This is a genomic window from Stenotrophomonas sp. SMYL89, from assembly GCF_036319985.1.
Taxonomy (GTDB): Bacteria; Pseudomonadota; Gammaproteobacteria; order Xanthomonadales; family Xanthomonadaceae; genus Stenotrophomonas; species Stenotrophomonas maltophilia_Q.
Map to the genome: position 1 here is coordinate 1 of NZ_JAWIRW010000022.1, position 24,863 is coordinate 24,863.

Annotated in this window: 21 protein-coding genes; 8 read left to right on the forward strand and 13 right to left on the reverse strand. The window is 66.9% G+C overall.

All coding sequences use genetic code 11. The features are described from left to right. Positions 1–173 precede the first annotated feature (173 nt). The 3 genes from V3B41_RS18440 to V3B41_RS18450 form a co-directional block, all read right to left on the reverse strand. A complete protein-coding gene (locus tag V3B41_RS18440) occupies positions 174–956 on the reverse strand; it encodes a helix-turn-helix transcriptional regulator (protein ID WP_057495109.1) in 783 nt (260 codons plus the stop codon). Positions 957–1,109: 153 nt separating this feature from the next. Beyond that, a protein-coding gene (gene prfB, locus V3B41_RS18445; RefSeq protein ID WP_099551678.1) for a peptide chain release factor 2 occupies positions 1,110–2,235 on the reverse strand; the annotation gives its coding sequence in 2 pieces (ribosomal slippage) (positions 1,110–2,159 and positions 2,161–2,235; 1,125 coding nt in all). Positions 2,236–2,410: 175 nt separating this feature from the next. Beyond that, positions 2,411–3,280 (reverse strand): LytTR family DNA-binding domain-containing protein, encoded by an 870-nt coding sequence (locus V3B41_RS18450; RefSeq protein WP_049427642.1) that lies wholly within the window; start codon positions 3,278–3,280, stop codon positions 2,411–2,413. Positions 3,281–3,455: 175 nt separating this feature from the next. Here V3B41_RS18450 and V3B41_RS18455 point away from each other — a divergent pair, with 175 nt between their 5' ends. From V3B41_RS18455 to V3B41_RS18465, 3 genes are all read left to right on the forward strand, one after another. After that, entirely contained in the window at positions 3,456–4,658 is a 1,203-nt protein-coding gene (locus tag V3B41_RS18455; RefSeq protein WP_329861767.1) for an acyltransferase family protein, read from the forward strand. 9 nt (positions 4,659–4,667) lie between these two features. Then, positions 4,668–5,639 carry a phosphatase PAP2 family protein gene (locus V3B41_RS18460; RefSeq protein ID WP_329861768.1) on the forward strand — a complete coding sequence of 324 codons (972 nt, stop codon included), beginning with the start codon at positions 4,668–4,670 and terminating at the stop codon, positions 5,637–5,639. 127 nt (positions 5,640–5,766) lie between these two features. Then, entirely contained in the window at positions 5,767–6,924 is a 1,158-nt protein-coding gene (locus V3B41_RS18465) for a hypothetical protein (protein ID WP_329861769.1), read from the forward strand. A gap of 110 nt (positions 6,925–7,034) precedes the next feature. Here the strand turns inward: V3B41_RS18465 and V3B41_RS18470 are convergent, their stop codons facing one another. From V3B41_RS18470 to V3B41_RS18500, 7 genes are all read right to left on the reverse strand, one after another. Next, positions 7,035–9,929, reverse strand: coding sequence for a VIT domain-containing protein (locus tag V3B41_RS18470; RefSeq protein WP_329861770.1), 2,895 nt, complete (start codon positions 9,927–9,929; stop codon positions 7,035–7,037). Positions 9,930–10,054: 125 nt separating this feature from the next. Next, entirely contained in the window at positions 10,055–11,812 is a 1,758-nt protein-coding gene (gene recJ / locus V3B41_RS18475; RefSeq protein ID WP_049427637.1) for a single-stranded-DNA-specific exonuclease RecJ, read from the reverse strand. A 163-nt stretch (positions 11,813–11,975) separates the two neighbouring features. Then, positions 11,976–12,893, reverse strand: coding sequence for a phosphoglycerate mutase (locus tag V3B41_RS18480; protein WP_049427636.1), 918 nt, complete (start codon positions 12,891–12,893; stop codon positions 11,976–11,978). 4 nt (positions 12,894–12,897) lie between these two features. Then, a complete protein-coding gene (greA, locus tag V3B41_RS18485; RefSeq protein WP_026347191.1) occupies positions 12,898–13,362 on the reverse strand; it encodes a transcription elongation factor GreA in 465 nt (154 codons plus the stop codon). Positions 13,363–13,370: 8 nt separating this feature from the next. After that, a complete protein-coding gene (carB, locus tag V3B41_RS18490; protein WP_197620414.1) occupies positions 13,371–16,613 on the reverse strand; it encodes a carbamoyl-phosphate synthase large subunit in 3,243 nt (1,080 codons plus the stop codon). A gap of 148 nt (positions 16,614–16,761) precedes the next feature. Further along, a complete protein-coding gene (gene carA, locus V3B41_RS18495) occupies positions 16,762–17,889 on the reverse strand; it encodes a glutamine-hydrolyzing carbamoyl-phosphate synthase small subunit (protein ID WP_049429087.1) in 1,128 nt (375 codons plus the stop codon). Positions 17,890–18,262: 373 nt separating this feature from the next. Then, positions 18,263–18,934, reverse strand: a complete 672-nt coding sequence (locus tag V3B41_RS18500) for a dihydrodipicolinate reductase C-terminal domain-containing protein (RefSeq protein ID WP_329861773.1) — start codon at positions 18,932–18,934, stop codon at positions 18,263–18,265. Positions 18,935–19,071: 137 nt separating this feature from the next. Here V3B41_RS18500 and V3B41_RS18505 point away from each other — a divergent pair, with 137 nt between their 5' ends. From V3B41_RS18505 to V3B41_RS18520, 4 genes are all read left to right on the forward strand, one after another. Beyond that, positions 19,072–19,833, forward strand: coding sequence for a 3-oxoacyl-ACP reductase (locus V3B41_RS18505; RefSeq protein ID WP_329861771.1), 762 nt, complete (start codon positions 19,072–19,074; stop codon positions 19,831–19,833). Between the two features lie 4 nt (positions 19,834–19,837). Beyond that, positions 19,838–20,233 carry a MerR family transcriptional regulator gene (locus tag V3B41_RS18510; RefSeq protein ID WP_049429090.1) on the forward strand — a complete coding sequence of 132 codons (396 nt, stop codon included), beginning with the start codon at positions 19,838–19,840 and terminating at the stop codon, positions 20,231–20,233. 55 nt (positions 20,234–20,288) lie between these two features. After that, positions 20,289–20,870 carry an NAD(P)H-dependent oxidoreductase gene (locus V3B41_RS18515; RefSeq protein ID WP_197620420.1) on the forward strand — a complete coding sequence of 194 codons (582 nt, stop codon included), beginning with the start codon at positions 20,289–20,291 and terminating at the stop codon, positions 20,868–20,870. 157 nt (positions 20,871–21,027) lie between these two features. Next, positions 21,028–21,489 carry a DUF4304 domain-containing protein gene (locus tag V3B41_RS18520; protein WP_049429092.1) on the forward strand — a complete coding sequence of 154 codons (462 nt, stop codon included), beginning with the start codon at positions 21,028–21,030 and terminating at the stop codon, positions 21,487–21,489. 95 nt (positions 21,490–21,584) lie between these two features. On the opposite strand, the gene V3B41_RS18525 is transcribed toward V3B41_RS18520, so the two are convergent. From V3B41_RS18525 to V3B41_RS18535, 3 genes are read right to left on the reverse strand one after another with little or no spacing between them, the layout of a single operon-like run. Next, positions 21,585–21,839, reverse strand: coding sequence for a DUF6587 family protein (locus V3B41_RS18525; protein WP_049429093.1), 255 nt, complete (start codon positions 21,837–21,839; stop codon positions 21,585–21,587). Continuing rightward, positions 21,839–23,704 (reverse strand): ferrous iron transporter B, encoded by a 1,866-nt coding sequence (locus V3B41_RS18530; RefSeq protein WP_100443538.1) that lies wholly within the window; start codon positions 23,702–23,704, stop codon positions 21,839–21,841. The genes V3B41_RS18525 and V3B41_RS18530 overlap by 1 nt, the downstream gene beginning before the upstream one ends. Further along, on the reverse strand, positions 23,701–23,955 hold the full coding sequence (locus tag V3B41_RS18535; RefSeq protein ID WP_005409473.1) for a FeoA family protein: 255 nt from the start codon (positions 23,953–23,955) through the stop codon (positions 23,701–23,703). The genes V3B41_RS18530 and V3B41_RS18535 overlap by 4 nt, the downstream gene beginning before the upstream one ends. 119 nt (positions 23,956–24,074) lie before the next feature. Between V3B41_RS18535 and V3B41_RS18540 the strand changes: the two genes are divergently transcribed. Then, positions 24,075–24,863, forward strand: coding sequence for an enoyl-CoA hydratase/isomerase family protein (locus V3B41_RS18540; protein ID WP_197620426.1), 789 nt, complete (start codon positions 24,075–24,077; stop codon positions 24,861–24,863).

The following is a 24,863-nucleotide window of genomic DNA, read 5'->3' on the forward strand; positions in this document are numbered from 1 at the left end:
TGGGTTGGCAGGACCGTTGGCGCCATGGATGGCGCCATCGAGCCCCCAAGGACGGGTTTACGGCGTGTCCTGCCAACCCACACCGCCCCGCCAAACCACGGAATCCAGCTCTGGCTCTGGCTTTGGCCGTTGCATTGAGCAGGTGCAGGGCTGCAAGCCCTGCCGAACACCCCCTACTTCCGCGGCAGGTAGGTCACCAGTGACAAATCGTGCCGGCTCTCCGGTACCAGCGCCACGTACTGCAGGTCCAGCAACCCACGCGTGGGATGGTTCAACTTCTTCGCACCTTCATCGAACCGCCGCACGTCGTGCTCCGGCCACCACTGGCGGAACTCCTCACTATGCGCGGCGAGATCCTCCACCAACGCCAGGAACGGCGCCTTGTCCGGCGCCTGCGCCATCGCCGCGCGGAAGCCGGCCAGCAGGCCGCGGGTCATTTCTTCCCAGTTGAGGATCAGCGTACGGTACGGCGGGTACAGGAACATCAGCCGCAGCGTGTTGCGCTCATGCGGTGCCAGCTGGCTGTAGTCCACGAACAGGTCGGCGATGGCCGGGTTCCAGGCCAGGATGTCGAAGCGGGTATTGCGCACATACGCCGGGATCGGCTGCATCGCTTCCACCAGCTGGCGCAGGCCGTCGGTCACGCTCTCGTCCGGTGATTCCAGCGGCACGCCATAGCCGGACAACGCGAACGCATAGGCACGCTCGTCATCGCTCATGCGCAGCACCTGCGCCAGCCGCTCCAGCACCTCGGGCGAGGCGCGCACTTCACGGCCCTGCTCGATCCAGGTGTACCAGCTGACGCTGACCCCGATGGCCAGGGCGACTTCCTCGCGCTTCAGTCCCGGGGTCCGCCGGCGCCCGGCCGGCAGGCCGAGCGTGGCAGGGTCGACACGGGCGCGGCAGGCCTTGAGGAAGCCGCCGAGTTCCTTGCGTTCACTTTCGCTGCGCATCATCGGCCCGTCCTGCCCTATGTAGCGTCGAGCCATGCTCGACGCATCTGCTACTGCGCCAACAGCAGCCGAGCATGGGCTCGGCTCTACCGGAAGCGCGATCAGCCACCCTCGGCGTTGCGCGCGAGGGTGACGATCTCAGCGCACGCGCGTCGATCAGGCATCGACGCGTTTGGAGCCCACGGCCAGGCCGGCCTTCAGGCTGGCCTCGACGAACTCGTCCAGGTCGCCGTCGAGCACCTTCTGCGTGTCCGAACGTTCGATGCCGGTACGCAGGTCCTTGATGCGGCTCTGGTCCAGCACGTAGTTGCGGATCTGGCTGCCCCAGCCGATGTCGGACTTGGTGGCTTCCACCGCGTCCTTCTCGGCATTGCGCTTCTGGATCTCAAGCTCGTAAAGCTTGGCGGCCAGCATCTTCATCGCGTTGTCGCGGTTCTGGTGCTGGCTGCGGCCGGTCTGGCACGCCACGACGATGTTGGTCGGGATGTGGGTGATACGCACCGCCGACTCGGTCTTGTTCACGTGCTGGCCACCGGCACCGGACGAACGGTACACGTCGGTACGCAGGTCGGCCGGGTTGATGGTGATGTCGATGTTGTCATCGATTTCCGGCGACACGAACACCGAGGTGAAGCTGGTGTGGCGGCGGTTGTCCGAGTCGAACGGCGACTTGCGCACCAGGCGGTGCACGCCGGTCTCGGTCTTCAGCCAGCCATAGGCATAGTCGCCTTCCACGCGCAGCGTGGCCGACTTGATGCCGGCGACGTCACCACCGGAGACTTCCATCAGCTCGGTCTTCCAGCCGCGCGATTCACACCAGCGCAGGTACATGCGCAGCAGGATCTCGGCCCAGTCCTGGGCTTCGGTACCACCGGCACCGGCCTGGATGTCGACGAACGCCGCCGCATTGTCCATCTCGCCGGAGAACATGCGCTGGAATTCCAGCTTCTCCACGTGCGCCTGGTGCTTGTCCAGGTCCGCGACCACGGCCAGTGCGGTGTCCTCGTCCTGCTCGGACTCGGCCAGCTCCAGCAGCTCGGTGGCGTCGGTCAGGCCGTCCAGCACCGAGGCGATGCCGCCCACGGTCTTTTCCAGGCTGGAACGTTCGCGGCCCAGGTTCTGGGCGTACTCGGCGTTGTTCCAGACATCGGGGCTTTCCAGCTCCCGTGTTACTTCTTCAAGACGCTCTTTCTTGGCGTCGTAGTCAAAGATACCCCCGAAGCGACAGCACGCGATCGGTCAGATCGGTGATGCGCTGGCGGACAGGATTCAGTTCGATCATGTCGGCGGTTATGCATTCAAAAGATGACTGCCAATGATACCGCAGGCCGGGGGTGCCCGGAATGAGGGACCCGGGTATCCTGCTGTGCTTCAACCCGGCCGTTGGTAGAGTCGACTGTCAGTCGACTGCCTTTCATTCAGGTTGCGGCGAAGCCCGCGCTGCGCGCGATAGTCGACTAACCCGCGCCCGCCCCGCCCAGCGCCTGCCGCAGCACCGGCAGCTGTCGCCGGCTGCACGGCACCTTGGCCCCGTCGGCCATATGCAACAGGGCCTCGCCGCCGTCCAGCGGCTCGATCGAGCGCAGCTGGCCGCGATGGATCAGCCAGCTGCGGTGCGGGCGCAGAAACAACGCGGGATCCAAACGCTGTTCCAGCACCGCCATGGTGATCCGCAGCGGATAGTCATGTCCACGCACCCGCAGGTTCACGTAGTTCCCCGCTGCCTGGGCGTACTCCACGTCTGCGGTGGCGACCAGGAACTCCTTGCCCAGTTTGCGCACCAGGAAGTGCTGCGGGCGCTCGACCGGTTCCACGGGCGGGCCTACATCGGGCTCGGCCAACAGGCTCGCCTCGCCCTGCCTGCGCCGCCCGAACCAGCTGGTGAAGTGCTCCAGTGCCACGAACATCGCGAACGTGCGGACATCCTTCAGGTATTCGTAGGCAAAACGCTCCAGCCATCCCGCATCGTCCTGGTAGCGGTAGCCCAGCGATGCATAGGCCAGGTGCCGCAGCACCATCATCCCCACCACGTGCAGAAACGACCAGCCCACGCTGGCCAGCAGGTACAGCGGCAACCGCTGCTTCCAGGTATCGGCATGCAGCGGCCAGCGCTCGCAGCCCCACCACAGCAGCGGCAGGGTCAACAGGATCAGGGCGAGGCTGCTGAATTCCCAGATCATCGGCTCCCACAGGCCGAGATCGCTGCCCCGCCGCGTGGCGTCCATCACCTCAACCAGCGCATTGGTCACCGCCGAGGCCGACAGGATCGCTGCCCAGACCAGCAGACGGATGGTGGTGCGCCAGCGCGGTGGTCGGCCCTGGGTCATTGTGGCGTCCATGTGGTTGCAGTGCTCCAGCGTGCCCCAAGGGACCGAGAGTAGCGCCTCCATTGGTCCCACCACCCCCGCCATTGGTCACTGGGCGGGTTCCGGCGGCCCCTTGGCAGTCGCTGCACGGACCGGGCGGCGTCACCTTGGCTCGACTCTCCGGCACACCACCACCATGACCCGACGCCACGACATCGACGCCCTGCGCGTGTTCGCCTTCGCGCTGCTGATCCTCTACCACACCAGCATGGCCTACGTGGATGACTGGGGTTTCCACCTCAAGAGCCTGCATACCGCCGAATGGCTGCAGTGGCCGATGCTGTTCATCAACCGCTGGCGGATGTCGCTGCTGTTCCTGATCTCGGGCATCGCCATCGCGATGATGCGACCGGAAGGAAAGCTGCTGCGCTTTGCCGGCCTGCGCACGTGGCGGCTGCTGCTGCCATTGCTGTTCGGCATGTTCGTGATCGTGCCGATCCAGCCCTACTGCGAAGGCGTGGCCAACGGCCACGTGGCACCCGGCTTCGGCCACTTCCTGTTGCGCTACTGGCAGGTGCGGCCGTGGCCGGAAGGCAGCTTCGCCGGCTGGCAATACGGCATCACCTGGAACCACCTGTGGTACCTGGCCTATCTGTGGAACTACACGCTGGCCCTGGCCCTGTTGATGCCATTGCTGGGAACGGCCGTGGTTCGCCGTGCGATCGCGTTCTGCGCCGCCTCGCCGATACTGCTGATCGGAATTCCGTCTGCGCTGCTGCTGGCCTGGGTGATCTGGCTGGAGCCGATCTATCCGTCCACCAATGCCCTGCTTGGCGACTGGTACCAGCACGCGAAGTACGCGACAGTGTTCCTGGCCGGCTACCTGCTCGGTCGCGAGCCGTTGTTCTGGCAGCGCGTGGTCTCCCTGCGCCGCACCACGCTGTGGCTGGCGCTGGCGGCGGTCGGCTGGTATCTGGGGTTGCGCATCCTCGGCCAGGTGCTGCCGGCTGACTCCTCGCTGCGGCAATGGCCTGAAACGTTCTGGGACCTGCAGGGCAGGACCAGCCAGTCGGTGTATGTCTGGAGCGCGCTGCTGGCCATCCTCGGCTGGGGCAAGGTCTTCCTCGACCGCCCGTTCGGCTGGCTGCCGTACTGCACCGAGGCAATCTATCCCTGGTACATGCTGCACCAGAGCCTGATCATCGCCCTGCTGTTCTGGCTCAAGCCGTTGCAACTGGGTCCTTGGCTGGAGCCGTCGCTACTGCTGGGCGGCACCGTCGGCGGCTGCATGCTGATCCACGAACTGCTGATCCGACGCTCCCGCTGGCTGCGGCCCCTGTTCGGCCTGAAGGCCGATCCGCTATCGTCACCGGCGGTACGCGCCGCCACGGCGCAATGAGGACAACGGATGTTCCAGACCCACTGGCACCTGTGGCTGCAGCAGACCTTCGACGGCGGCTGGATGCTGGCGCTGATGCAGTTCATCAGCCTGCTCGGCTACGAAATGGCCTACACAGCGCTGATCCTGCTCTGCGCGTTCGGCGCACGAATGCGCGCCGGCCTGTGCGTGATGCTGGCGGTACTGCTGATGGCCTGCGCCACCCATGCGATCAAACAGGGTGCCGCCCTACCCCGTCCATCGGATGTGGATGCACGCGTGCTGGACAAAGGAGTGCCGTCGCACCCGTTCGTGGTCGACGGCGGAGGGCACACGTTCTGGTCCCTGCCTGATGCCCGGGCCACCGCGATGCTGCGGGCGCAGCCCGATGCCGACTATGGCTTCAACAGTGGCCACGTCGGCGTAGCCACCGCCGCCTGCGTGGGCCTGCTGCTGGCCTTCGGCATCCGCCGCCGCTGGCTGCGCTGGGCATTGGCGTTCGGTTGGCCACTGCTGATGGCGGTGTCACGGATGTACCTGGGCCGGCATTTCCTGGCCGACGTACTGGCCGGCTGGCTGGTCGGCATCGGTGTTGCGCTGCTGGCGTGGCAGTTGATGCCAGGCATGCGCTCAAACCAGCGTTGGCAGCTGCCGGTCCTGCTGGGGCTGGGCGTGCTGATGGCATGGGCGGCAGCGACCACCCGCTTCGTTCCAGTGGGTGAAGCCGGTCGACTGCTCGCACTGGGCCTGCTGGTGGCGTGGCTGCAATGGCGTGGCTGGCCGAAGGACCCGCAGGGTATCGTGCAGCGGATATTGCGCGTGTTGGGCGTGGTGCTGATCTACCTGCTGGCACGGCCGTTGATCGACTGGCTTGCCGGAACTGCGAGGCTGCCCGACGTGCCGGCTACCGAGCTGCTGTGGCAGACCGTCGGCGCGCTGTTGGTCCTTGGCGGCGGCGTGGCGCTGACGCGGTGGATTCCGCGCAGGGTCACTGCGGCCTGATACGTGCACGGATACTCGTTGCCTTCACGGCATTTGCAATTATTCGCATTGGATGTTCCAAGGCACCCTGCGAGCCTAGGAGGTCACCTTCCCGACGGAAGGCTCCCCTTTTACCTGGAGGCCTGCAATGGATCAATCCGACATCAATCTGCTCGTAGCCTTTGTTGATTCAGAAGAAGCTGCGCTTGCCGAAGAACGTCAGGGCGACCTGTACCCGAGTTGCCACTCCCCCCTCGGAGCACTTGCGCCGAAAGCCGGTCGCGGCCTGTCCGGGGAAATGTTGCAACGCTTCTACTTCCACTGGCTGCGCGTTGGGGACTGGAAGGTCGCCGGACTCCCTGAGAGAGACTTTCCCACCCTTGTTGCAGCCTATCTGGAACTCACAAAGCTCCCGGTGGGCTACTACACGCGCCAAGCCAGCCGCAGCCTCGAGCACCTGTTCTGCTTCGGCTTCAATGAGCATGGCGAGCTGCCAAGTGGCACGGTTGCAAATGCAGCCGATCTGAAACAGCGCACCCGTCTGGTGGAGCATTGCAGGAAGTACCAATCGTTCCATGCCCAGCGAGAGAAGGTCGAAAAATTCCTTCCATTCCGCTCGTCGGCCCCAATCATTCTCGAAGCCGGCCGATCCCTGCAACACGATATCAAGGAAATGGGGCCAATCCTCTATTGGGGCATGGCACTCATTGCACAACTCAATGAGGACACGCGCATCCAGATGGCACATGACCTGATGGTCAGGAAGTGGTCTGGAGACGGAGATCGAAGCCACGCGCTCTCCGTGCTTTACCTGACTGCCGAAGCCGCCCGACCACACTGCGCGGAGAACAGCGAGTACGTCGCTCTTTGTGAAAATCTGGCGCAACTGCATGACATGCGGATCATGGCGGGGGACGCTGTCCAGCTGGTGCAGCGCCAGGGTTGGCGCGTGCAGAACATCCGAGACTGGAGCGCCAGAATCACCCTCTATCAGGACGGCGAGTACAGCAGCGAGAGCGGGCATCCTCGGATCAGCCTGACCCTCAACAGTTGGCCTGACAGCCCTTGGTCAATCAACCTGACCTCTGGTGATGGCTCCTACGTCGCCTACCGGGACAGACCCACCAGCAACGACTTCCAGTTGCCGCCAATCATCGGCGCCAAGCTTGATCACTTTCCCGAATGGGTCAAGCAGATAAATACAAGCCTGGGTATCAACTTGGTTCCAGGGACGGATTCGGTTGCGTCTGCCCACAAGAATCGCACGCTGGCCAGGCAGCTAGACGCTTGGATGCGCGGAAAATAGCAGTGTAGAGCCGAGCCCACGCTCGGCTGCTTCTGCCATGAGCCGAGCGCAGGCTCGGCTCTACATTGAGGCAGTCGAGCAAGCTCGACTCCACAGGGGCGTCCGAGTGATCAACGCACCTCGAACTCGCCCACCAGCACGGTTTCGGCGCGATCCTTCAAGCGCATCGTGACCATCTGGTCCTTCTGCTTCGGCGTGCCCCAGTGGGTGGTCAGGCGCAGCATCAGCGTCGTCGCACCCGTTACCAGCTGCTGGCGGCTGCCGAAGTAGTTCGCTTCCACCTTGTACTTGCCCGGCTTGGCGTTGCGCAGCGAGAACTGCTCGGGACCATAGCCGCCGGTGAAGTCCTGCGACATCTGCCCGCCCTGGTAGGTCAGGCGGTTGCCGTAGTAAGCGCGCTCGCCGTTCGGGTCGGTCACCCACAGGTCCATGTCGCTGTTGTCGGCATCCCACGACAGCACCACGCGCAGGTCCAGCGGCATCGCCTGCAGCAGGCGTGGGTCGATGGCCGAGGTATCCAGCCGGGGGGTGCTGCGTGCCACCAGGTTGGTCAGCTCATCCAGTGCGATCAGCGCGATGCCATCGAAACGGCTGTCCCACGGGCGCACGACCACCTGGTACAGCGGCGCCAGCGCCTGCTGCGGCTTGCCGGCTGCTGCCAGTGCCAGGCCCAGGTCGCGGAAGCTCTGCGGTTCTTCCTGGCCCATGGCCAGCACCTGCTCGAACACCGGCACCGCCAGCGCAGGCGCATCGGCCTGCATCAGCCGATAGCCGAGCACGCGCAGCAGGTGGCGATTGTCCAGGTCCATCTCGGCCAGGTTCGACAACACGCGCAGCGCCAGGTCGCGTTGGCCCTGCTCCAGCAGCAGGTCAGCCACGTCGAGGAAGAATGCGCTGCTGTCGGCATGGGCATCGCGCTCGGCCAGATAGCGGTCATACAGTTGCGACGCCGGGCCCTGGCGCAGGCGCCGGGCGATGGCCGAGTCCGGCTGCCACGCCGCCAGCTGGATGCCGAGCTCGCCCTCGTTGGCGGCAGCGGGCGCAGCGACACGGCCACCCGTGACCGTGATTGAATCCAGGGCCTTGTTCGATGCAGGCGCTGAGCGACGTGCACGCGCGCTGCTGGCTTCCATGCGCTGCTCGGCGGCAGCCATCGGTGCCGCAGGGGCCGGCGCGGCGAGCATCGCTACCGGCGCCGATTCCATCGCGTAGTCCGCAGAGGCCACTTCCAGTGCCCCGCCCTTCGGCTGCGGCGGCCTTCCCTTCGGCCAGCTGCGGTCCCACCACTGCAGGCGTTCCTTCCAGCGTGCCGCCACTTCATCCAGGCGCTGGCGATCTGCCGCGGCGCGATCCGCCACCTGCACTGCGAATCGTGCATCGTATTCGGTGCGAAGCGTGCCAGACGGACGGATCGCATAGCGCAGGTAGTCCTCCAGGGTCTCCAGCACGATCAGCGAGGTATCCGGCCCCACCAGGCCAAACTGCTGCGACAGGCGCTGCATCGCCTCGCGGTTGCCACGGCGGTCGGCGGCCAGCTGCTGCAGGCGCGCCTGCGCCCACAAGCCCGCCAGCAGTTCTCCGTCGTTGCTCTTCTGCGTGGCGGGCAGCGCCTGCCATTCGCCGCCACCCACGCGCACCCGCATCGGCACGCCATCGGCTGCCAGTCGTGCGTGCAGCCACAGCCAACCCTGGGCCTCACTGCGACGATCGATCACCACGTCCTGTACGCCACGACCTGCATCGACCTGCACGTCCAACGGCGACGACAGCAGCTCGCGCGCAGCCGAATCGACATCCTTGCCCAGCGCGACGAAGCGACCGCCATGGGATTCGCTCCAGCCACGCAGTCGGGTGCTGTCGGTGCGGGCACCGGCGCTGCTGATTGCAAACAGGCGCTGATCCGGTACCAGCGTCGGCAACTGCTCCGGCCCATAGGTCAGCAGGCCATCGCTGACCAGCAGGTATTCCTTCACACTCGGCTGCGGCTGCCACTGGGCCAGCGCGCTGGCACCGTCCGGGCGCACCGCCTGCAGTGCCGCGCGCAGCTCGCTCCAGTTGCCTGCGCGGATACGGAAGCGCCGTACCGGTTCGGCGCGGTCGCGCAGTACGGTCAGTGCCACCGTGCCGTCACCCATTGCGGCGAAGTACCGATCCAGCAGGGCGAACTCACGCGTGCGGTCGCGCTGGCCCGCCGAGCCGGAGCCATCCCACAGCAGCCCGACCTCGCTGGGCAGCGTGCGCGGCGAGTGGCTGACCGGCACCGGCAGCTGCGCCAGCAGGTAGTGGCCGTCCTGCCAGGGCGCCACCTGCACCTGTGCCTGACGTGCCGCCGGCAGGCTCCACTGCAGCTGCGCTGGCAGCTGCGCGCCCTTGCCCTGCCAGTACAACTGGCCCGCGTTGATTCGGAATGGCGCCGTACCCGCAGTGGTCGCACCCGGCGCCTGCAGCTTCAGCTCAACCGAGGCCGCACCGGCGGCGAACTGCAGCGGCAGCGTCCACTGCCAGCCTTGTCCGGCGAAGGCCAACGGCTCACGAATCACCAACTGCACGCGGCGGCTGCCACCGGCCGGCAGCGGATAGATGCGCAGGCGGAACTGGTTGCCGGCGGTCTGTTCCAGCAGGCCCGGATCAACGCCACGGCGGGCGATCTCCTCGAACACCTGGCGGCCGCGGTCCTTCGGTACCGGCACGGCGTCGCGCAGCTCGCCGTTGATATCCAGGGCGAAGCCGGAGATCTGCTGGCCATCGGCCAGCGGGAACTGCAGCTCGCCCTCCAGCACGCGCCGGTTCGGGTTGTGGAATTCCAGTGTGATCCGGGTCTGGGCAACGCCGGCCTGCACGTCGCCTTCAATGCGTGCGCGCTGCAGCTGCACCGGTTGTTCGGCGGCCGGCGCGATCAGCAGCGGCGTGGTGGCCTGCGGCCGGGAGATCCGTGGCGACTGCGCGCCAGCGGGCCAGGCCACGAGGGCCAGCAACAACACAGTGCAGCATCGGGCGAAGACCATGACCGGACTCCAGTGGGATCGTGGACGGTTCAACGCTTCAGCATGGCAGACGGGGTTACCGTTCCAACACTGAAGTCGTCCGCCGGGCGTGGCCCGGCGCTACCTTGGCGTCTGGCCCCCCTTTCCTAGGCGGGCAGGCTGTGCTCGACGATCAGCTGGATGGCGCTGCCGCCGCGGTAGTCGTCGCAGGCCAGGCGGTAGGCGAGATGCACGTGGCGGCCCGGCGCGTTCCCGTGCCAGCCGCCGAAGTGGATCGCGTTGATCGTGCCGGGTACGCCTGGCAGGCGCAGTTCCAGCTTGAGGTGGCGTTCCTTCAGCACGCGCCAGTTGGCCACTTCGAAGTGGCCGTCGAACAGCGGCTCGGGGAAGCCTTGGCCCCACGGTCCAGCAAGACGCAGCGCGTCGGCGTGGCGATGGTCGAGTTCGTCCGCCGCCAGTTCGCCGTCGCTGAGTACCTGCTGCTGCAGCGCGGCCGGGTCGAGCATTTCCAGCACCACGGCGACGAAGGCCGCCTTGAAGTCATCGACGTGATCGAGGCGCAGGCTGAGGCCGGCCGCCATGGCGTGGCCGCCGAAGCGTTCGATCAAGCCCGGATGGCGCGCATCGACCAATGCCAGTGCGTCACGGATATGCAGGCCGGGAATGGAGCGCGCCGAGCCACGCAGGGTGTCGGCACCGGGTTCGGACGGCGCGAAGGCGATCACCGGGCGATGCAGGCGGTCCTTCATCTTCGACGCGACCAGCCCCACCACGCCCGGGTGCCAGTCGGCGTCGAACAGGCAGGCCGCGACCGGACGTTGCCCGGCCATCTCCAGCACCACGCGGGTCAGCGCCTGCTCGGCGTCGTCGGTCATCGACTGCTGCACGGCGCGGCGCTCCGAGTTGATCTGTTCCAGCGTCTGCGCGATCTCGCGCGCCTGGCGCGGGTCTTCGGTCAGCAGCAGCGCGATGCCCAGCGCCATGTCTTCCAGGCGGCCCGCAGCATTCAGGCGTGGGCCGAGGGCGAAGCCGATGTCGGTGGCGGTCAGTCGCGCGGCGTCACGGCCACTGGCTTCGATCAGGGCACGCAGGCCGATGCAGCCCTGCCCTGCACGCAACCGACGCAGGCCCGCGCTGACCAGCGCACGGTTGTTCGGGTCCAGCGCCACCAGATCGGCGACGGTGCCAACCGCCACCAGGTCCAGCAACGTGGTCAGGTCCGGGCCCTTGCCATCGGCGAAGACGCCGGCCTCGCGCATCTGACGGCGCAATGCCATCAGCACGTAGAAGATCACGCCGACGCCGGCCAGCGATTTGCTGGGGAACGCATCACCGTCCAGGTTTGGATCGACGATGACATCGGCCGGCGGCAACTGCGGACCGGGAAGATGATGGTCGGTGACCAGCACCTGCCAGCCGCGTGCCTTGGCCGCAATGACACCCGCGTGGCAGGCAATGCCATGGTCGACCGTGACCAGCAGGTCCGGCTTCAACTCGGCCAGTTCCTCCACCAGCGACGGCGACAGGCCATAGCCATGCACCATGCGGTTCGGCACGGCGTGGAAGACATGCCGTGCGCCGAGCATGCGCAGGCCACGCACGCCGACCGCACAGGCGGTGGCGCCATCGCAATCGAAATCGCCGACCACCAGGATGCGCTTGTCGTTGGCGATGGCCTCGACCAGCAGGCCCACCGCATCGTCGATGCCGGTCAGCAACTCGGGAGCGTGCAGATTGCCCAGCTTCGGCTGCGCCAGCTCCGGGGTATGCGCGCCGCGTGCAGCGTACAGGCGCGCCAGCAGCGGCAGCGTGCCCTCCGGCCAGCTTCCGGGCACGACCGCATCGCGGCGGCGGATCGTCGGCGTATCAGGGGATGACTGCACAGCATCGGCGGCAAGGGACATCGGCATCGCCGGGTGACGGAGGACCCGTCGATGATACCGCCACGGCGGCCGCCCGGTAGAGTCGACTGTTAGTCGACTAACGCGCAACGCGCGGGATTTTCTGCATCCGAGCGAAGTGCAGTCGACTAACAGTCGACTCTACCTGCCGGATCCTGCCGGATGCTCAGTCGTGAAGCTGGCGCGGCTTCTTCCAGAACTGCCAGCGCTGGCCGCGGTCCAGCTGGAACTGCAGGCCATCCTCGAAATCCAGCACCAGCCGCTGCAGTTCGCCACGCTTCAGCGCGGCCAGCAACGGCCGGATCGCATCGTTGCCGAGCTGCTGCAGCGAACGCAGCTGGCGCAGATCGACCAGTGCATCCACGGCCTGCTCGCCATCGACCGCCACACCCGCGGCCAGAGCCAGGCCCTGCAGCAGGGCATCGCGGCTGCGCACCTGCGCGTGTGGCGTACTCACCGACACCGGCATCACGCCACCGCCCCAGAACCACAGCGAGTTGATCGGCTGCTGGCCCTGCGCGGCACGTTGCTGGTTCCAGGAATGGTTGTGCAGCAGCACCTGCGCTTCGGTCATCAGCGCGCGCCAGCGGCGACCGCCCTCGCCTTCGGGCAGGTGCGAGAACAGGTCATCGCCGAGCACCTCGTCCGGGCTGTCGAAGTCAGGCAACGCCATGTCGATCGGAAGCCGCAGGTACCAGCGCGAAGGGTCCGGCGCGTCGAGCACGAATCCGGCATCGGCAAACAGCGGCTGCAGCACCGGCAACAGTGCCAGGCAGTCGGCCAATGTCGGCCGCAGCGTCTCGCCGTAGGCCATCATCCGCGCGCCGTGCATGTCCGGCACCATGCAGGCCGGGTCGGCACGCAGCCAGCTGGCGCCGGCTGCATCGCCGACGTCGCGCTGGCGGGTCATCGCGGCTACCGGCCAATGCGGCGCGGCAACCGTGAAATGGCGCGTCAGTTGTGCACGTTCGCCCGGTGCGACCTGCACCGTCGTGGCACGGCCGAGCGCACGCGCCACATCGTCCGGCAGCGCAGCCGCGGCAAAGCGGCTGCGTGCAGGCAACAGCAGGGTCGCCGTCGCCACGCGGTCAGTCCACGTAGCTGACGCTGACGATCTCGTACTCGCGCTGGCCGGCCGGGGCGTCGATCACGATCGAATCGCCTTCCAGCTTGCCGATCATCGCGCGCGCCACAGGCGAGGAAATCGCGATCAGGCCCAGCTTGATGTCCGCTTCCAGGTCACCGACGATCTGGTACTTCTTCTCTTCGTCGGTTTCCACGTCAGCCAGCGTCACGCTGGCGCCGAACACCACCTTGGAGCCGGCGTTGAGCTTGCTCACGTCGATGATCTCGGCGTGCGACAGCTCGCCTTCCAGCTGCTTGATGCGCCCTTCGATGAAGCCCTGCTCCTCGCGCGCGGCGTGGTACTCGGCATTCTCCTTCAGGTCGCCGTGCTCACGCGCTTCGGCGATGGCCGCAATGACTTTCGGGCGCTTGACCGACTTCAGGTGATCCAGCTCATCGCGCAGCTTCTGCGCGCCCTTCATGGTGATCGGTGCTCTCATGCATTCAACTCCTTGTGCAGCTCCTGCAGCGACCAGACGGGGCCGGTACCGCGGAATTCCAGTGAATCCACCAGCGCCTTGGCGCCGGCAATGGTGGTCGAGTAGGTGACGCGGTGCTGCAGCGCCTCGCGACGGATCGAGAACGAGTCGTTGATCGCCGAACGACCTTCGGTCGTGTTGACGATGTAGACGATCTCGCCGTTCTTGATCGAGTCGACGATGTGCGGACGGCCTTCGACCACCTTGTTGATGATCTCGCAGTCCATGCCGTGCTGCTGCAGCCACGCGGCGGTGCCACGGGTGGCGACCAGGCTGTAGCCACGCGCCAGCAGGGCCTTGGCCACCGGCAGCACGCGCTTCTTGTCCGGATCGCGCACCGAAACGAAGGCCTTGCCGACCGGCGGCGCCTTGATGCCACCGGCTTCCTGCGCACGCGCAAAGGCGGCGTTGAAGGTGCGGCCGACGCCCATCACCTCACCGGTGGAGCGCATCTCCGGCCCGAGGATCGGGTCGACGCCCTGGAACTTGGCGAACGGGAAGATCGCTTCCTTCACCGAGTAGTAGTCCGGCACGATTTCCTTGGTCGCGCCCTGCTCGGCCAGGCTCTTGCCAGCCATGCAGCGGGCGGCGATCTTGGCCAGCGGCATGCCGGTGGCCTTGGACACGAACGGCACGGTGCGCGAGGCACGCGGGTTCACTTCCAGCAGGTAGATGGTGTCGGCACCTTCGTCGCTGGTCTGGATTGCGAACTGGGTGTTCATCAGGCCGACCACGTTCAGGGCCTTGGCCAGCTCCACCACCTGGCGGCGCAGCTCGGCCTGGGTTTCAGCGGACAGCGAGTACGGCGGCAGCGAGCACGAGGAATCGCCCGAGTGCACGCCGGCTTCTTCGATGTGCTCCATCACGCCGCCGATCAGGACGTTGCCATCCTTGTCGGCGATGATGTCGACGTCGCACTCGACCGCGTTGTCGAGGAAGCGGTCCAACAGCACCGGCGAATCGTTGGACACCTTCACCGCGTCGCGCACGTAGCGGGCCAGATCGGCTTCGCCGTAGACGATTTCCATCGCACGGCCGCCCAGCACGTAGCTCGGGCGCACCACCAGCGGGTAGCCGATCTCGCGGGCCAGCAGCAAGGCTTCCTGGTCGTTGCGGGCGATGCGGTTCGGCGGCTGCTTCAGGCCCAGCTTGTCCACCAGCTGCTGGAAGCGCTCGCGGTCTTCGGCCAGGTCGATCGAGTCCGGGCTGGTGCCGATCACCGGCACGCCGTTGGCTTCCAGCGCGCGCGCAAGCTTCAGCGGGGTCTGGCCGCCGTACTGCACGATCACGCCCTTCGGCTGTTCCAGCTCGACGATTTCCAGCACGTCTTCCAGGGTCAGCGGCTCGAAGTACAGGCGATCGGAAGTGTCGTAGTCGGTCGACACGGTTTCCGGGTTGCAGTTGACCATGATGGTTTCATAACCATCCTCGCGCAGCGCCAGTGCCGCGTGCACGCAGCAGTAATCGAACTCGATGCCCTGGCCGATGCGGTTCGGGCCACCGCCCAGGATCATGATCTTGTCGCGGTTGCTCGGCGCAGCCTCGCACTCGTCCTCGTAGGTCGAGTACAGGTAGGCGGTACCGGTGGAGAATTCACCGGCACAGGAGTCCACGCGCTTGTAGACCGGGCGCACCTTGTGCGCACGACGCAGCGCGCGGATGGCGGCTTCGTTGGTACCGGTCAGCTGCGCCAGGCGCGCGTCGGAGAAACCGGCGCGCTTCAGCTTGCGCAGGCGCGCGGCGTCCAGCGCGTCGATGCCATCGGCGGCGACGGCGGTTTCCGCGGCGATGATTTCCTCGATCTGGTCCAGGAACCAGTGATCGATGAACGACAGTGCGTAGATTTCTTCAACGCTCATGCCGGCGCGGAACGCATCAGCGACGAAGAACAGGCGCTCCGGACCCGGTGCCTTCAGTTCGCGGCGCAGGGTCTGCAGGTCTTCTTCGTTGCCCAGGTCCAGGCCGGTCGGGTCGAAGCCGACCTTGCCGGTTTCCAGGCCGCGCAGCGCCTTCTGCACCGACTCCTGGAAGGTGCGGCCCATCGCCATCACCTCGCCCACCGACTTCATCTGGGTGGTCAGGCGCGCATCGGCGGCCGGGAACTTCTCGAAGGCAAAACGCGGAATCTTGGTGACAACGTAGTCGATGGACGGTTCAAACGACGCCGGGGTCAGGCCACCGGTGATCTCGTTCTTCAGTTCGTCCAGGGTGTAGCCCACGGCCAGCTTGGCGGCGACCTTGGCGATCGGGAAGCCGGTGGCCTTCGAGGCCAGTGCCGACGAACGCGACACGCGCGGGTTCATCTCGATGACGACCACGCGGCCGGTCTTCGGGTTGATACCAAACTGCACGTTCGAGCCACCGGTATCGACGCCGATCTTGCGCAGCACGGCGATGGAGGCATCGCGCAGGCGCTGGTATTCCTTGTCGGTCAGGGTCTGCGCCGGCGCCACGGTGATCGAGTCACCGGTGTGCACGCCCATCGGGTCCAGGTTTTCGATCGAGCAGACGATGATGCAGTTGTCCGCCGTATCGCGGACCACTTCCATCTCGAACTCCTTCCAGCCCAGCACCGACTCTTCCACCAGCACTTCGGTGGTCGGCGACAGTTCCAGGCCGCGGCTGACGATCTCGACCAGCTCTTCGCGGTTGTAGGCGATGCCGCCACCGCTGCCGCCCAGGGTGAAGCTGGGGCGGATGATGGTCGGGTAGCCGACGCGGGTCTGGATCTCCAGCGCTTCGTCCAGGGTGTGGGCGACGGCGGCGGTCGGGCATTCCAGGCCGATCTCACCCATGGCCACGCGGAACAGCTCGCGATCTTCGGCCATGCGGATCGCTTCGCGCTTGGCGCCGATCAGTTCGACGTTGTACTTCTCCAGCACGCCGTGGTCGGCAAGGTCCAGCGCGCAGTTCAGCGCGGTCTGGCCACCCATGGTCGGCAGCAGCGCGTCGGGCTTTTCCTTGGCGATGATCTTCTCGACCGTCTGCCAGTTGATCGGCTCGATGTAGACGGCGTCGGCCATCTCCGGGTCGGTCATGATCGTGGCCGGGTTGCTGTTGACCAGCACCACGCGGTAACCCTCGTCACGCAGGGCCTTGCAGGCCTGGGCGCCGGAGTAGTCGAACTCGCAGGCCTGGCCGATGACGATCGGGCCAGCACCGATGATGAGGATGGTCTTGAGGTCAGTGCGCTTGGGCATTTTCTTCTCTAAGTCAGTACAGCGTGACAAGGGGGGTGATCGCACGCTGTCGATCAGGAATCTTGATCCGCAGCGCCGCGCCGGGGGCAGCAGCGATGCGGGGTTTACGGTCCATCGCGACGCCACCGGGAGGCCGGCGGCGTACTGATCACGCCTTGGCCTGCTCCATCAGCACCACGAAGCGGTCGAACAACGGACCGACGTCGGTCGGGCCCGGCGACGCTTCCGGGTGGCCCTGGAACGAGAACGCCGGCACGTCGGTGCGGGCGACACCCTGGTTGGTGCCATCGAACAGCGAACGGTGGGTCACGCGCAGGGTCGGCGGCAGGGTCGCTTCATCGATCGCGAAGCCGTGGTTCTGCGAGGTGATCATCACCCGGCCGCTGTCCAGGTCCTGCACCGGGTGGTTGGCACCGTGGTGGCCATGGCCCATCTTCATGGTCTTCGCGCCCGAGGCCAGGCCGAGCAGCTGATGGCCCAGGCAGATGCCGAAGGTCGGGATCTTCACGTCGATGAAGGCCTTGATCGCGTCGATGGCGTAGTTGCACGGTTCCGGGTCACCCGGGCCGTTGGACAGGAACACACCATCCGGCTTCAGTGCCAGCACCTCGGCGGCCGGGGTCTGCGCCGGCACCACGGTCACTTCGCAGCCGCGCTCGGCCAGCATGCGCAGGATATTGGTCTTCACGCCGAAATCGTAGGCCACGACCTTGAACTTCGCCGGCACGCTGACGAAGGCATTGGCATCCAGGTCCAGCTGGCCCTCGGTCCAGGTGTAGGTCTTCTCGGTAGTGACAACCTTGGCCAGATCCATGCCCTTCAGCCCCGGGAACTTGCGGGCGGCTTCCAGTGCCTTTTCCACGTCGATGTCACCGGCCATCAACGCACCGTTCTGTGCGCCCTTCTCGCGCAGGATGCGGGTCAGCTTGCGGGTGTCGATGCCGGCGATGGCGACCACGCCACGCTGGATCAGCCAATCCTGCAGCGACACCTGGCTGCGCCAGTTGCTGGGGCGGCGCGGAACATCGCGCACGATCAGGCCGGCCGACCACACCTTGGACGCTTCATTGTCCTGGTCGGTCATGCCGGTATTTCCGATATGCGGATAGGTCAGCGTGACCATCTGCCGGGCGTAGGACGGGTCGGTCAACACTTCCTGATAGCCGGTCATGGCGGTGTTGAACACCACCTCACCGACGGACAGGCCGGGCGCGCCTACGGATTCGCCCTCGAATACGGTGCCGTCTTCGAGGACGAGGATTGCGGCTTGGGTCACGGGAATCTCACTTTGGCTACCGAGGGGGCTGCCGAAGTCACGCCTGCGCTTCACGGAAATCCGGTTGCAAAAAAGCGCGGACGTACGGTCTGGGACCGGTCCGGCTTTCGTGATTCGGCGAGTGCGAATTGTAGCGCTGACGGGGCGCTCGCGCCAGCGGTTATCGCGCTTCATGAACAGGCGATTGCGTATTCATTTCAATCCGGCGGCGTATGCGGCGCCCGCTACCCGGTAGTGGGGGGGGGGGGGGGGGGGGGGGGGCCGGGCGGGGGGGGGGGCGCCGGGGCCGGGCGGGCGCGCGCCCCCCGCCCCCCCCCCCCCCCCCCCCCCCCCCCCCCCCCGGGGCCCCCCCCCCCCCCCCGCCACTACCGCCTTACGCCAGCAGGTCCCGCACCCGGTAGCTGCCCGGGGCTCGGCCCTGCAGCTGGCGGGCGGCAAACAGGGCGCCGCGGGCGAAGATGTCGCGGTTGGTGGCCCGATGCACCAGTTCGATGCGCTCACCCAGGCCGGTAAACTGGACCAGATGCTCGCCGACGATGTCACCGGCGCGCAGGCTGGCGTAGTGCGGCTCCGCCCCGCCCCGTTGCGCGGCGGCACCCAGGGTCAGCGCGGTGCCCGAAGGCGCGTCCTTCTTCTGGGTATGGTGCGATTCGACGATGTCGCAGTCCCAGCCGGCCAGCGCCTGCGCCGCGCGCTCGACCAACTCGTCCAGCACCGCCACGCCCAGGCTGAAATTCGAGGCCCAGACCAGCGGGATCTTCGCCGCCGCCGCCTCCAGCGCCTGGCGCTGCGTGCTGGAGATGCCGGTCGTGCCTGAGACCAGGCCCGCGCCACGCTCCACGCACAGCGCCAGCATCGGGTCGAAACCCTCCGGCAGGCTGAAATCGATCGCCACATCGAACACCGGCGCGCCAGGCAATTCGCTGGCAGCGAAGAACGGTACGCCATCGACCACGCGCTGGGCCGGCGCACGACCGGTCACCGCGGCGGCGATCTGCAGGGTTTCGGGGTGTTCGGCGGCCAGCCGCAGCAGGGCCTGGCCCATGCGCCCGGAGGCGCCGTGAATGAGCAATCGCAGGGGAGTCTGGTTCATGCCTGCAGGCTAGCGGCAGCACGGCCGCTCCGGCAAGCGCCATCGCTGCTACGCTGCATGCCCTTTCGTGCAATGGATGGCAGCCCCTCATGCAGATCAGCGAACAGCTGGTGCTGGTCACCGGTGCCGGCCGCGGACTTGGCCAGCACATCGCCCGCGCCTTCGCCGCACAGGGCGCGCGCGTCATCGTCAATTACCACCGAAGCGAAGGCGCCGCACGTGCCCTGGCTGCCGAGCTTGGCGGACAGGCGATCGCACTGCCGGCCGACGTCACCGACCGCGCCCAGGTCGATGCGATGCTGCAGCAGGCACTGGCCCACTTCGGGCAAGGCGTAACCACCGTGGTCAACAACGCGCTGGCGGCGTTCTCGTTCAATGGCGATGCCCGCGACAATGCCGCAGACATCGGCTGGCCGGCCTTCCAGGCCCAGTTCGAGGGCAGCGTGCGCGGCGCACTGAACACCGTGCAGGCTGCCCTGCCCGGCATGCAGGCCCGGCGTTTCGGCCGCGTCATCAACGTCGGCACCAACCTGTTCCAGAACCCGGTGGTGCCCTACCACGACTACACCGCAGCCAAGGCCGCACTGCTGTCACTCACCCGCACCCTGGCCGGTGACCTCGGCCCGCACGGGATCACCGTGAACATGCTGTCCGGCGGACTGCTGCGCACCACCGATGCCAGTGCCGCCACACCCGAAGCGGTGTTCGACTACATCGCCGCCAACACGCCACTGCGCAGCGTCACCACCCCGGCCGAGTTCGCCGATGCCGCGCTGTTCTTCGCCAGCCCGTGGTCGCGCGCGGTGACCGGCCAGAACCTGGTGGTGGACGGCGGACTGGTGCGGGACTGAGCCGATGCGCATTTCCGAGGTCAGCCGCCTGACCGGTGCCAGCGCCAAGGCCATCCGCCTGTACGAGGCACGCGGGCTGCTGCCGCCGGTGCCACGCGTGAACCGCTATCGCGACTACAGCGAACAGGACGTAGCCTGGGTGCAGCTGATCCGCCAGGCGTTGGCGCTGGGCATCACGCTGGCTGCGATTTCCCGCCTGCAGGGCCGTGACGGGCAGCTCGACTGGCCCGCGGTACTGGCCTTGCTGGAGCAGCAGCGTAGCCACATCGCCAGTGAACGGGCACGACTGGAACAGGTCGAACTCGCCCTGCGACAGGTCAGCGACGAACTCCGGCAATGGCTGCATGCCGGCCGCGGTGACTGCGTGCTGGACCCCAACGGCTGCACCACCCCGGCTTGACTCTGCCCCAGGGGCAGACTGCACCCTCGCGCACTTTCCACTGCCCGAGGTTGCCGTGTCCCGTTCCATCCTGATCCTGCTGGGCCATCCCGACCGCGACAGCCTGTGCGGCGCTCTCGCCCAGCGCTACGCCACCGCCGCCGAGAACGCAGGCCACCAGGTACGCCTGATCGCACTGGGCGAGCTCGAATTCGACCCGGTGTTGCGGCACGGCTATCGCCAGATCCAGCCGCTTGAACCCGATCTGCAGGACGCCGCCGATGCGATCGAGGCCTGCGATCATCTGGTACTGGTCTACCCCACCTGGTGGGGCGCGATGCCGGCCCTGCTGAAGGGCTTCTTCGATCGCGTGCTGCTGCCGGGGTACGCCTTCCGCTACAGGCGTGATTCGGTGTGGTGGGATCGCCTGCTGGCCGGGCGCAGTGCACGGGTGATCACCACGCTGGACACGCCCCCCTGGTACTACCGCTGGATCTACCGCGACCCGGGCATCACCCAGATCCGCGCCACCATCCTGGAGTTCTGCGGCATCCGCCCGGTGCGTGTCAGCCGCCTCGGTGCGGTTCGCGGCAGCACCCCGGCGCAGCGAGAGCGCTGGCTGGCGGTGGCAGCAGATCTGGGAGCGCGGGCTCGATAGATTCAGGCCATGGGCAAGGCGTGCGAACCAAGGTTCGCACCCACCTGGAAGGATCGCACCCACCCGGGGCGCTCGCTGCGCGTGTCGCATTTGCCAATTGATCTGGAATCACTGCGCCTCAAGGCTGTGGGCCCTTCTTCCGGCTCGGGCAGAACGCATGAAATCCGCGACAGTCTTCAGCAGATGTGCAAGGAAAACAGGCTTTGCCGGAACAACGACCACCCGCTACCGGTTGCTGGACGGCGCTTCGCTTGTCGTAAATCACCAGGCCGCCAGTCACGGCAGGGGCTTCTATGTGAATGCCGGGCTCTACTTCGCGGAGCTGCTTGAGCACACGCTTGAACCGTGCGACCTCGAGAAGGCCTTCAGATACCGCACCAGCATTCCCACGCCCCATGTGGACTGGCGGATCGAAGAGACGCCAGGGCTGCGCCGGGCCTTCACCCAGCAGGATCTCCATGACCTGCTCGAGGCCGGCGACCGCAGCGCGATGAAGCGCCTGCTGCTGGATGCCTTTCGCGATGTCCTGCGCTTCGTCGCAGCCCACGGAAACCGCGCCTCGGTGCGGCGGATGCAGCAGGAAGGACGCTTTCGCGCGATCATCCGCAAGGAGGTCTGAACCCGGCCGACGTTCGGTAGATCCACGCCATGCGTGGATGAACCCCGCAAGCGTGCGAACCAGGGTTCGCACCCACCAGGGCAGGAAAAGCAGCGTCAGTGCTGCTTCGGCGGCGTCGGCCCGCAGCTGTCGCAGCCACCACAGGCGCCACCGCCGCCCGTAGCTGGTGGCGCGATCTTCCGCCCCAGCGCCTGCATCCAGCCGGGACGGCCCGGCTTCAGCAGGGCCAATGCCAGCACACCGCGCAGCTTGCGCACAGTGCCCGGGAACTGCTTCTTCAACACCACCCAGGCACTGACCAGCACGGCCACCGCGATGATCAGGTACTGGATCAGCAGGCCGGTATCCATCAGCCGCCTCCCAGCGCCTTGGTCACCTGGTAGGTGATCAGCGCGGCCACATAGGCCGCTGCGAACAGGTAGAACGCGGCGAAGCCCATCTGCTTCCACGAGTTGGTCTCGCGCTTGATGGTGGCCAGCGTCGAGATGCACATCGGTGCGTAGATGTACCAGACCAGCAGCGACAGTGCGGTGGCCAGCGACCAGCCGTCGCTGATCAGCGGGGTCAGCGCCTGGCTGGCGGCATCGTCATCGGCCGCGGACAGCGCGTAGACCGTGGCCAGCGACGATACTGCCACTTCGCGCGCGGCCAGGCCCGGGATCAGTGCGATGCAGATCTGCCAGTTGAAGCCCAGCGGCGCGAAGAACACCGCCATCGCATGGCCGATCTGGCCGGCGTAGCTGTAATCGATCGCGGGCATGGTGGCGCCGACCGGCGCGGCCGGGAACGACAGCAGCACCCACAGCAGGATGGTCAGCGCCAGGATGATGCCGCCGACGCGCTTGAGGAAGATCATGCCGCGCTCGTACAGGCCCACGGCCAGGTCGCGCACGTGCGGCAGGCGGTACGACGGCAGCTCCAGCATCAGCGGGTGCTCGCTCTTGTCGCGACGCCACTTCTTCATGATCCACGACATCGCCAGCGCACTGAGGATGCCCGCCGCGTACAGGCCGAACAGCACCAGGCCCTGCTGGTTGAACACGCCCCATACCGTCTTCTGCGGAATGAACGCACCGATCAGCAGCGCGTACACCGGCAGGCGTGCGGAACAGGTCATCAGCGGCGCCACCAGGATCGTGGCCAGGCGGTCACGTGGGTCCTGGATGCTGCGCGTGGACATGATGCCCGGCACTGCGCAGGCAAAGCTGGACAGCAGCGGGATGAACGAGCGGCCGGACAGCCCGGCGGCGGCCATCATGCGGTCGAGCAGGAACGCCGCGCGCGGCAGGTAGCCGGATTCCTCCAGCACCAGGATGAAGAAGAACAGGATCAGGATCTGCGGCAGAAACACCACCACGCCGCCGACGCCGGCGATGATGCCGTCGGTGAGCAGGCTGGCCAGCGGCCCTTCCGGCAGCACGCTGCCGACGAACTGGCCAAGCCAGGCGAAGGCGGCTTCGATGCCATCCATCAGCGGCGTCGCCCAGGCGTACACCGCCTGGAAGATCAGGAACATCACCACCGACAGGCTGACCAGGCCGAACACCGGGTGCAGCAGCCAGCGGTCCAGCGCGTCATCGATCTTCGCGGTACGTGCGGGCATGCGCACGGCCACCGCAAGGATCTGGCGCACCTTGGCGTGGTAGTCGATGCCGCCTTCCGGGCCCGGCACCGGTGCATCCAGGTGCGGCACCATCGCGTCCAGGCGCTCGACCAGGGCCTTGGCACCCTGCTTGCGCACCGCCACGGTCTCCACCACCGGCACGCCCAGCTCGCGCTCCAGCGCGGCCACATCCACCTGGATGCCACGGCGCTGGGCGGCATCGACCATGTTCAGGGCCACCACCATCGGCTTGCCCAGTTCGCGCAGTTCCAGCGCGAAACGCAGGTGCAGGCGCAGGTTGGTGGCGTCAATCACGCACAGCAGCACGTCCGGCGCGGCCTCACCCGGGTAGAAGCCCCGGCACAGGTCGCGGGTGATCGCCTCGTCCAGGCTCGCCGGCTGCAGGCTGTAGGCGCCCGGCAGATCGAGCACGGCGAACTCGCGGCCGGACGGCGCACGCAGGCGGCCTTCCTTGCGCTCGACGGTGACGCCGGTGTAATTGGCGACCTTCTGCCGGCTCCCGGTCAGCTGGTTGAACAGTGCGGTCTTGCCGCTGTTCGGATTACCGACCAGCGCAACGCGCAGGGGGGCGGTAGTGGCAGTGGCGGTCATGCACGTCGTTCCTGGCTGGCGGCGTCAACAACGACGCGCTTGGCTTCACTGATCCGCAGCGCGAACCGGGTGAACCCGACCTGCACCAGCAGCGGCTCGCCCCCCACCGGACCCTTGGCCACCAGGCGTACTTCCTCGCCCTTCACGAAACCCAGCTCGCGCAGGCGACGGGCGATGGCATCGTTGGCATGCAGGTCCTGCACGGACTCGACCACGGCCGAGGTGTGCAGCGGCAGTTCGGACAGCGTCATCTAGCGTGTTCTCTGCTGGATGTAAATGGTTCTCGATTCTAACATTCCCGCGTCGCGTCATGGCCCATGACCAATGGCCCGCTATGATCCATACAGGTATGGAGTGACCCTGGAATCCCATGAACGATGCTTTGCAGATCGAGCGCAGCGGCGCCACCCTCACGCTCTGGCTGAACCGGCCGGAGCTGCACAACGCCTTTGACGCCGGGCTGATCGCCCGCCTGACCGCTGCACTTGAGGCCGCCGGCCGCGATGATTCGGTGCGCGCGGTGGTGCTGGCCGGCCACGGCGCCTCCTTCTCGGCCGGTGCCGACATGCAGTGGATGCGCGGCATGGCCGCCGCCAGCGAGGCCGACAACCGCGAGGACTCACTGGCCCTGGCCCGGCTGATGCGCACCCTGGACGAGCTTCCCAAGCCGACGCTGGCCCGGGTCCACGGCGCGGCCTTCGGCGGCGGCGTCGGCCTGGTCGCCTGCTGCGACATCGCCATCGCCAGCACCTCGGCCCGCTTCGGCCTGACCGAAAGCCGCCTTGGCCTATTGCCGGCGGTGATCTCGCCCTATGTGATCGAGGCCATCGGCCCGCGCCAGGCCCGCCGCTGGTTCGCCACCGGCGAGCACTTCGACGCCGATACCGCACTGCGCATCGGCCTGGTCCACCAGCTGGTCGAGCCCGAACGCCTGGACGAGGCCGTGCAACGCCAGCTGGCCCTGCTCGACAAGGCCGGCCCGATCGCCTCGTCCACCGCCAAGCAGCTGGTGCGCCAGGTCCGCGACAGCCATGACCGCGACACCCTGGATCGCGATAATGCCGCCCTGATCGCGCGCCTGAGGGTGTCCGCCGAGGGCCAGGAAGGCCTGGGCGCCTTCCTCGACAAGCGCGCGCCCCACTGGGTCACGGAAGCCTGA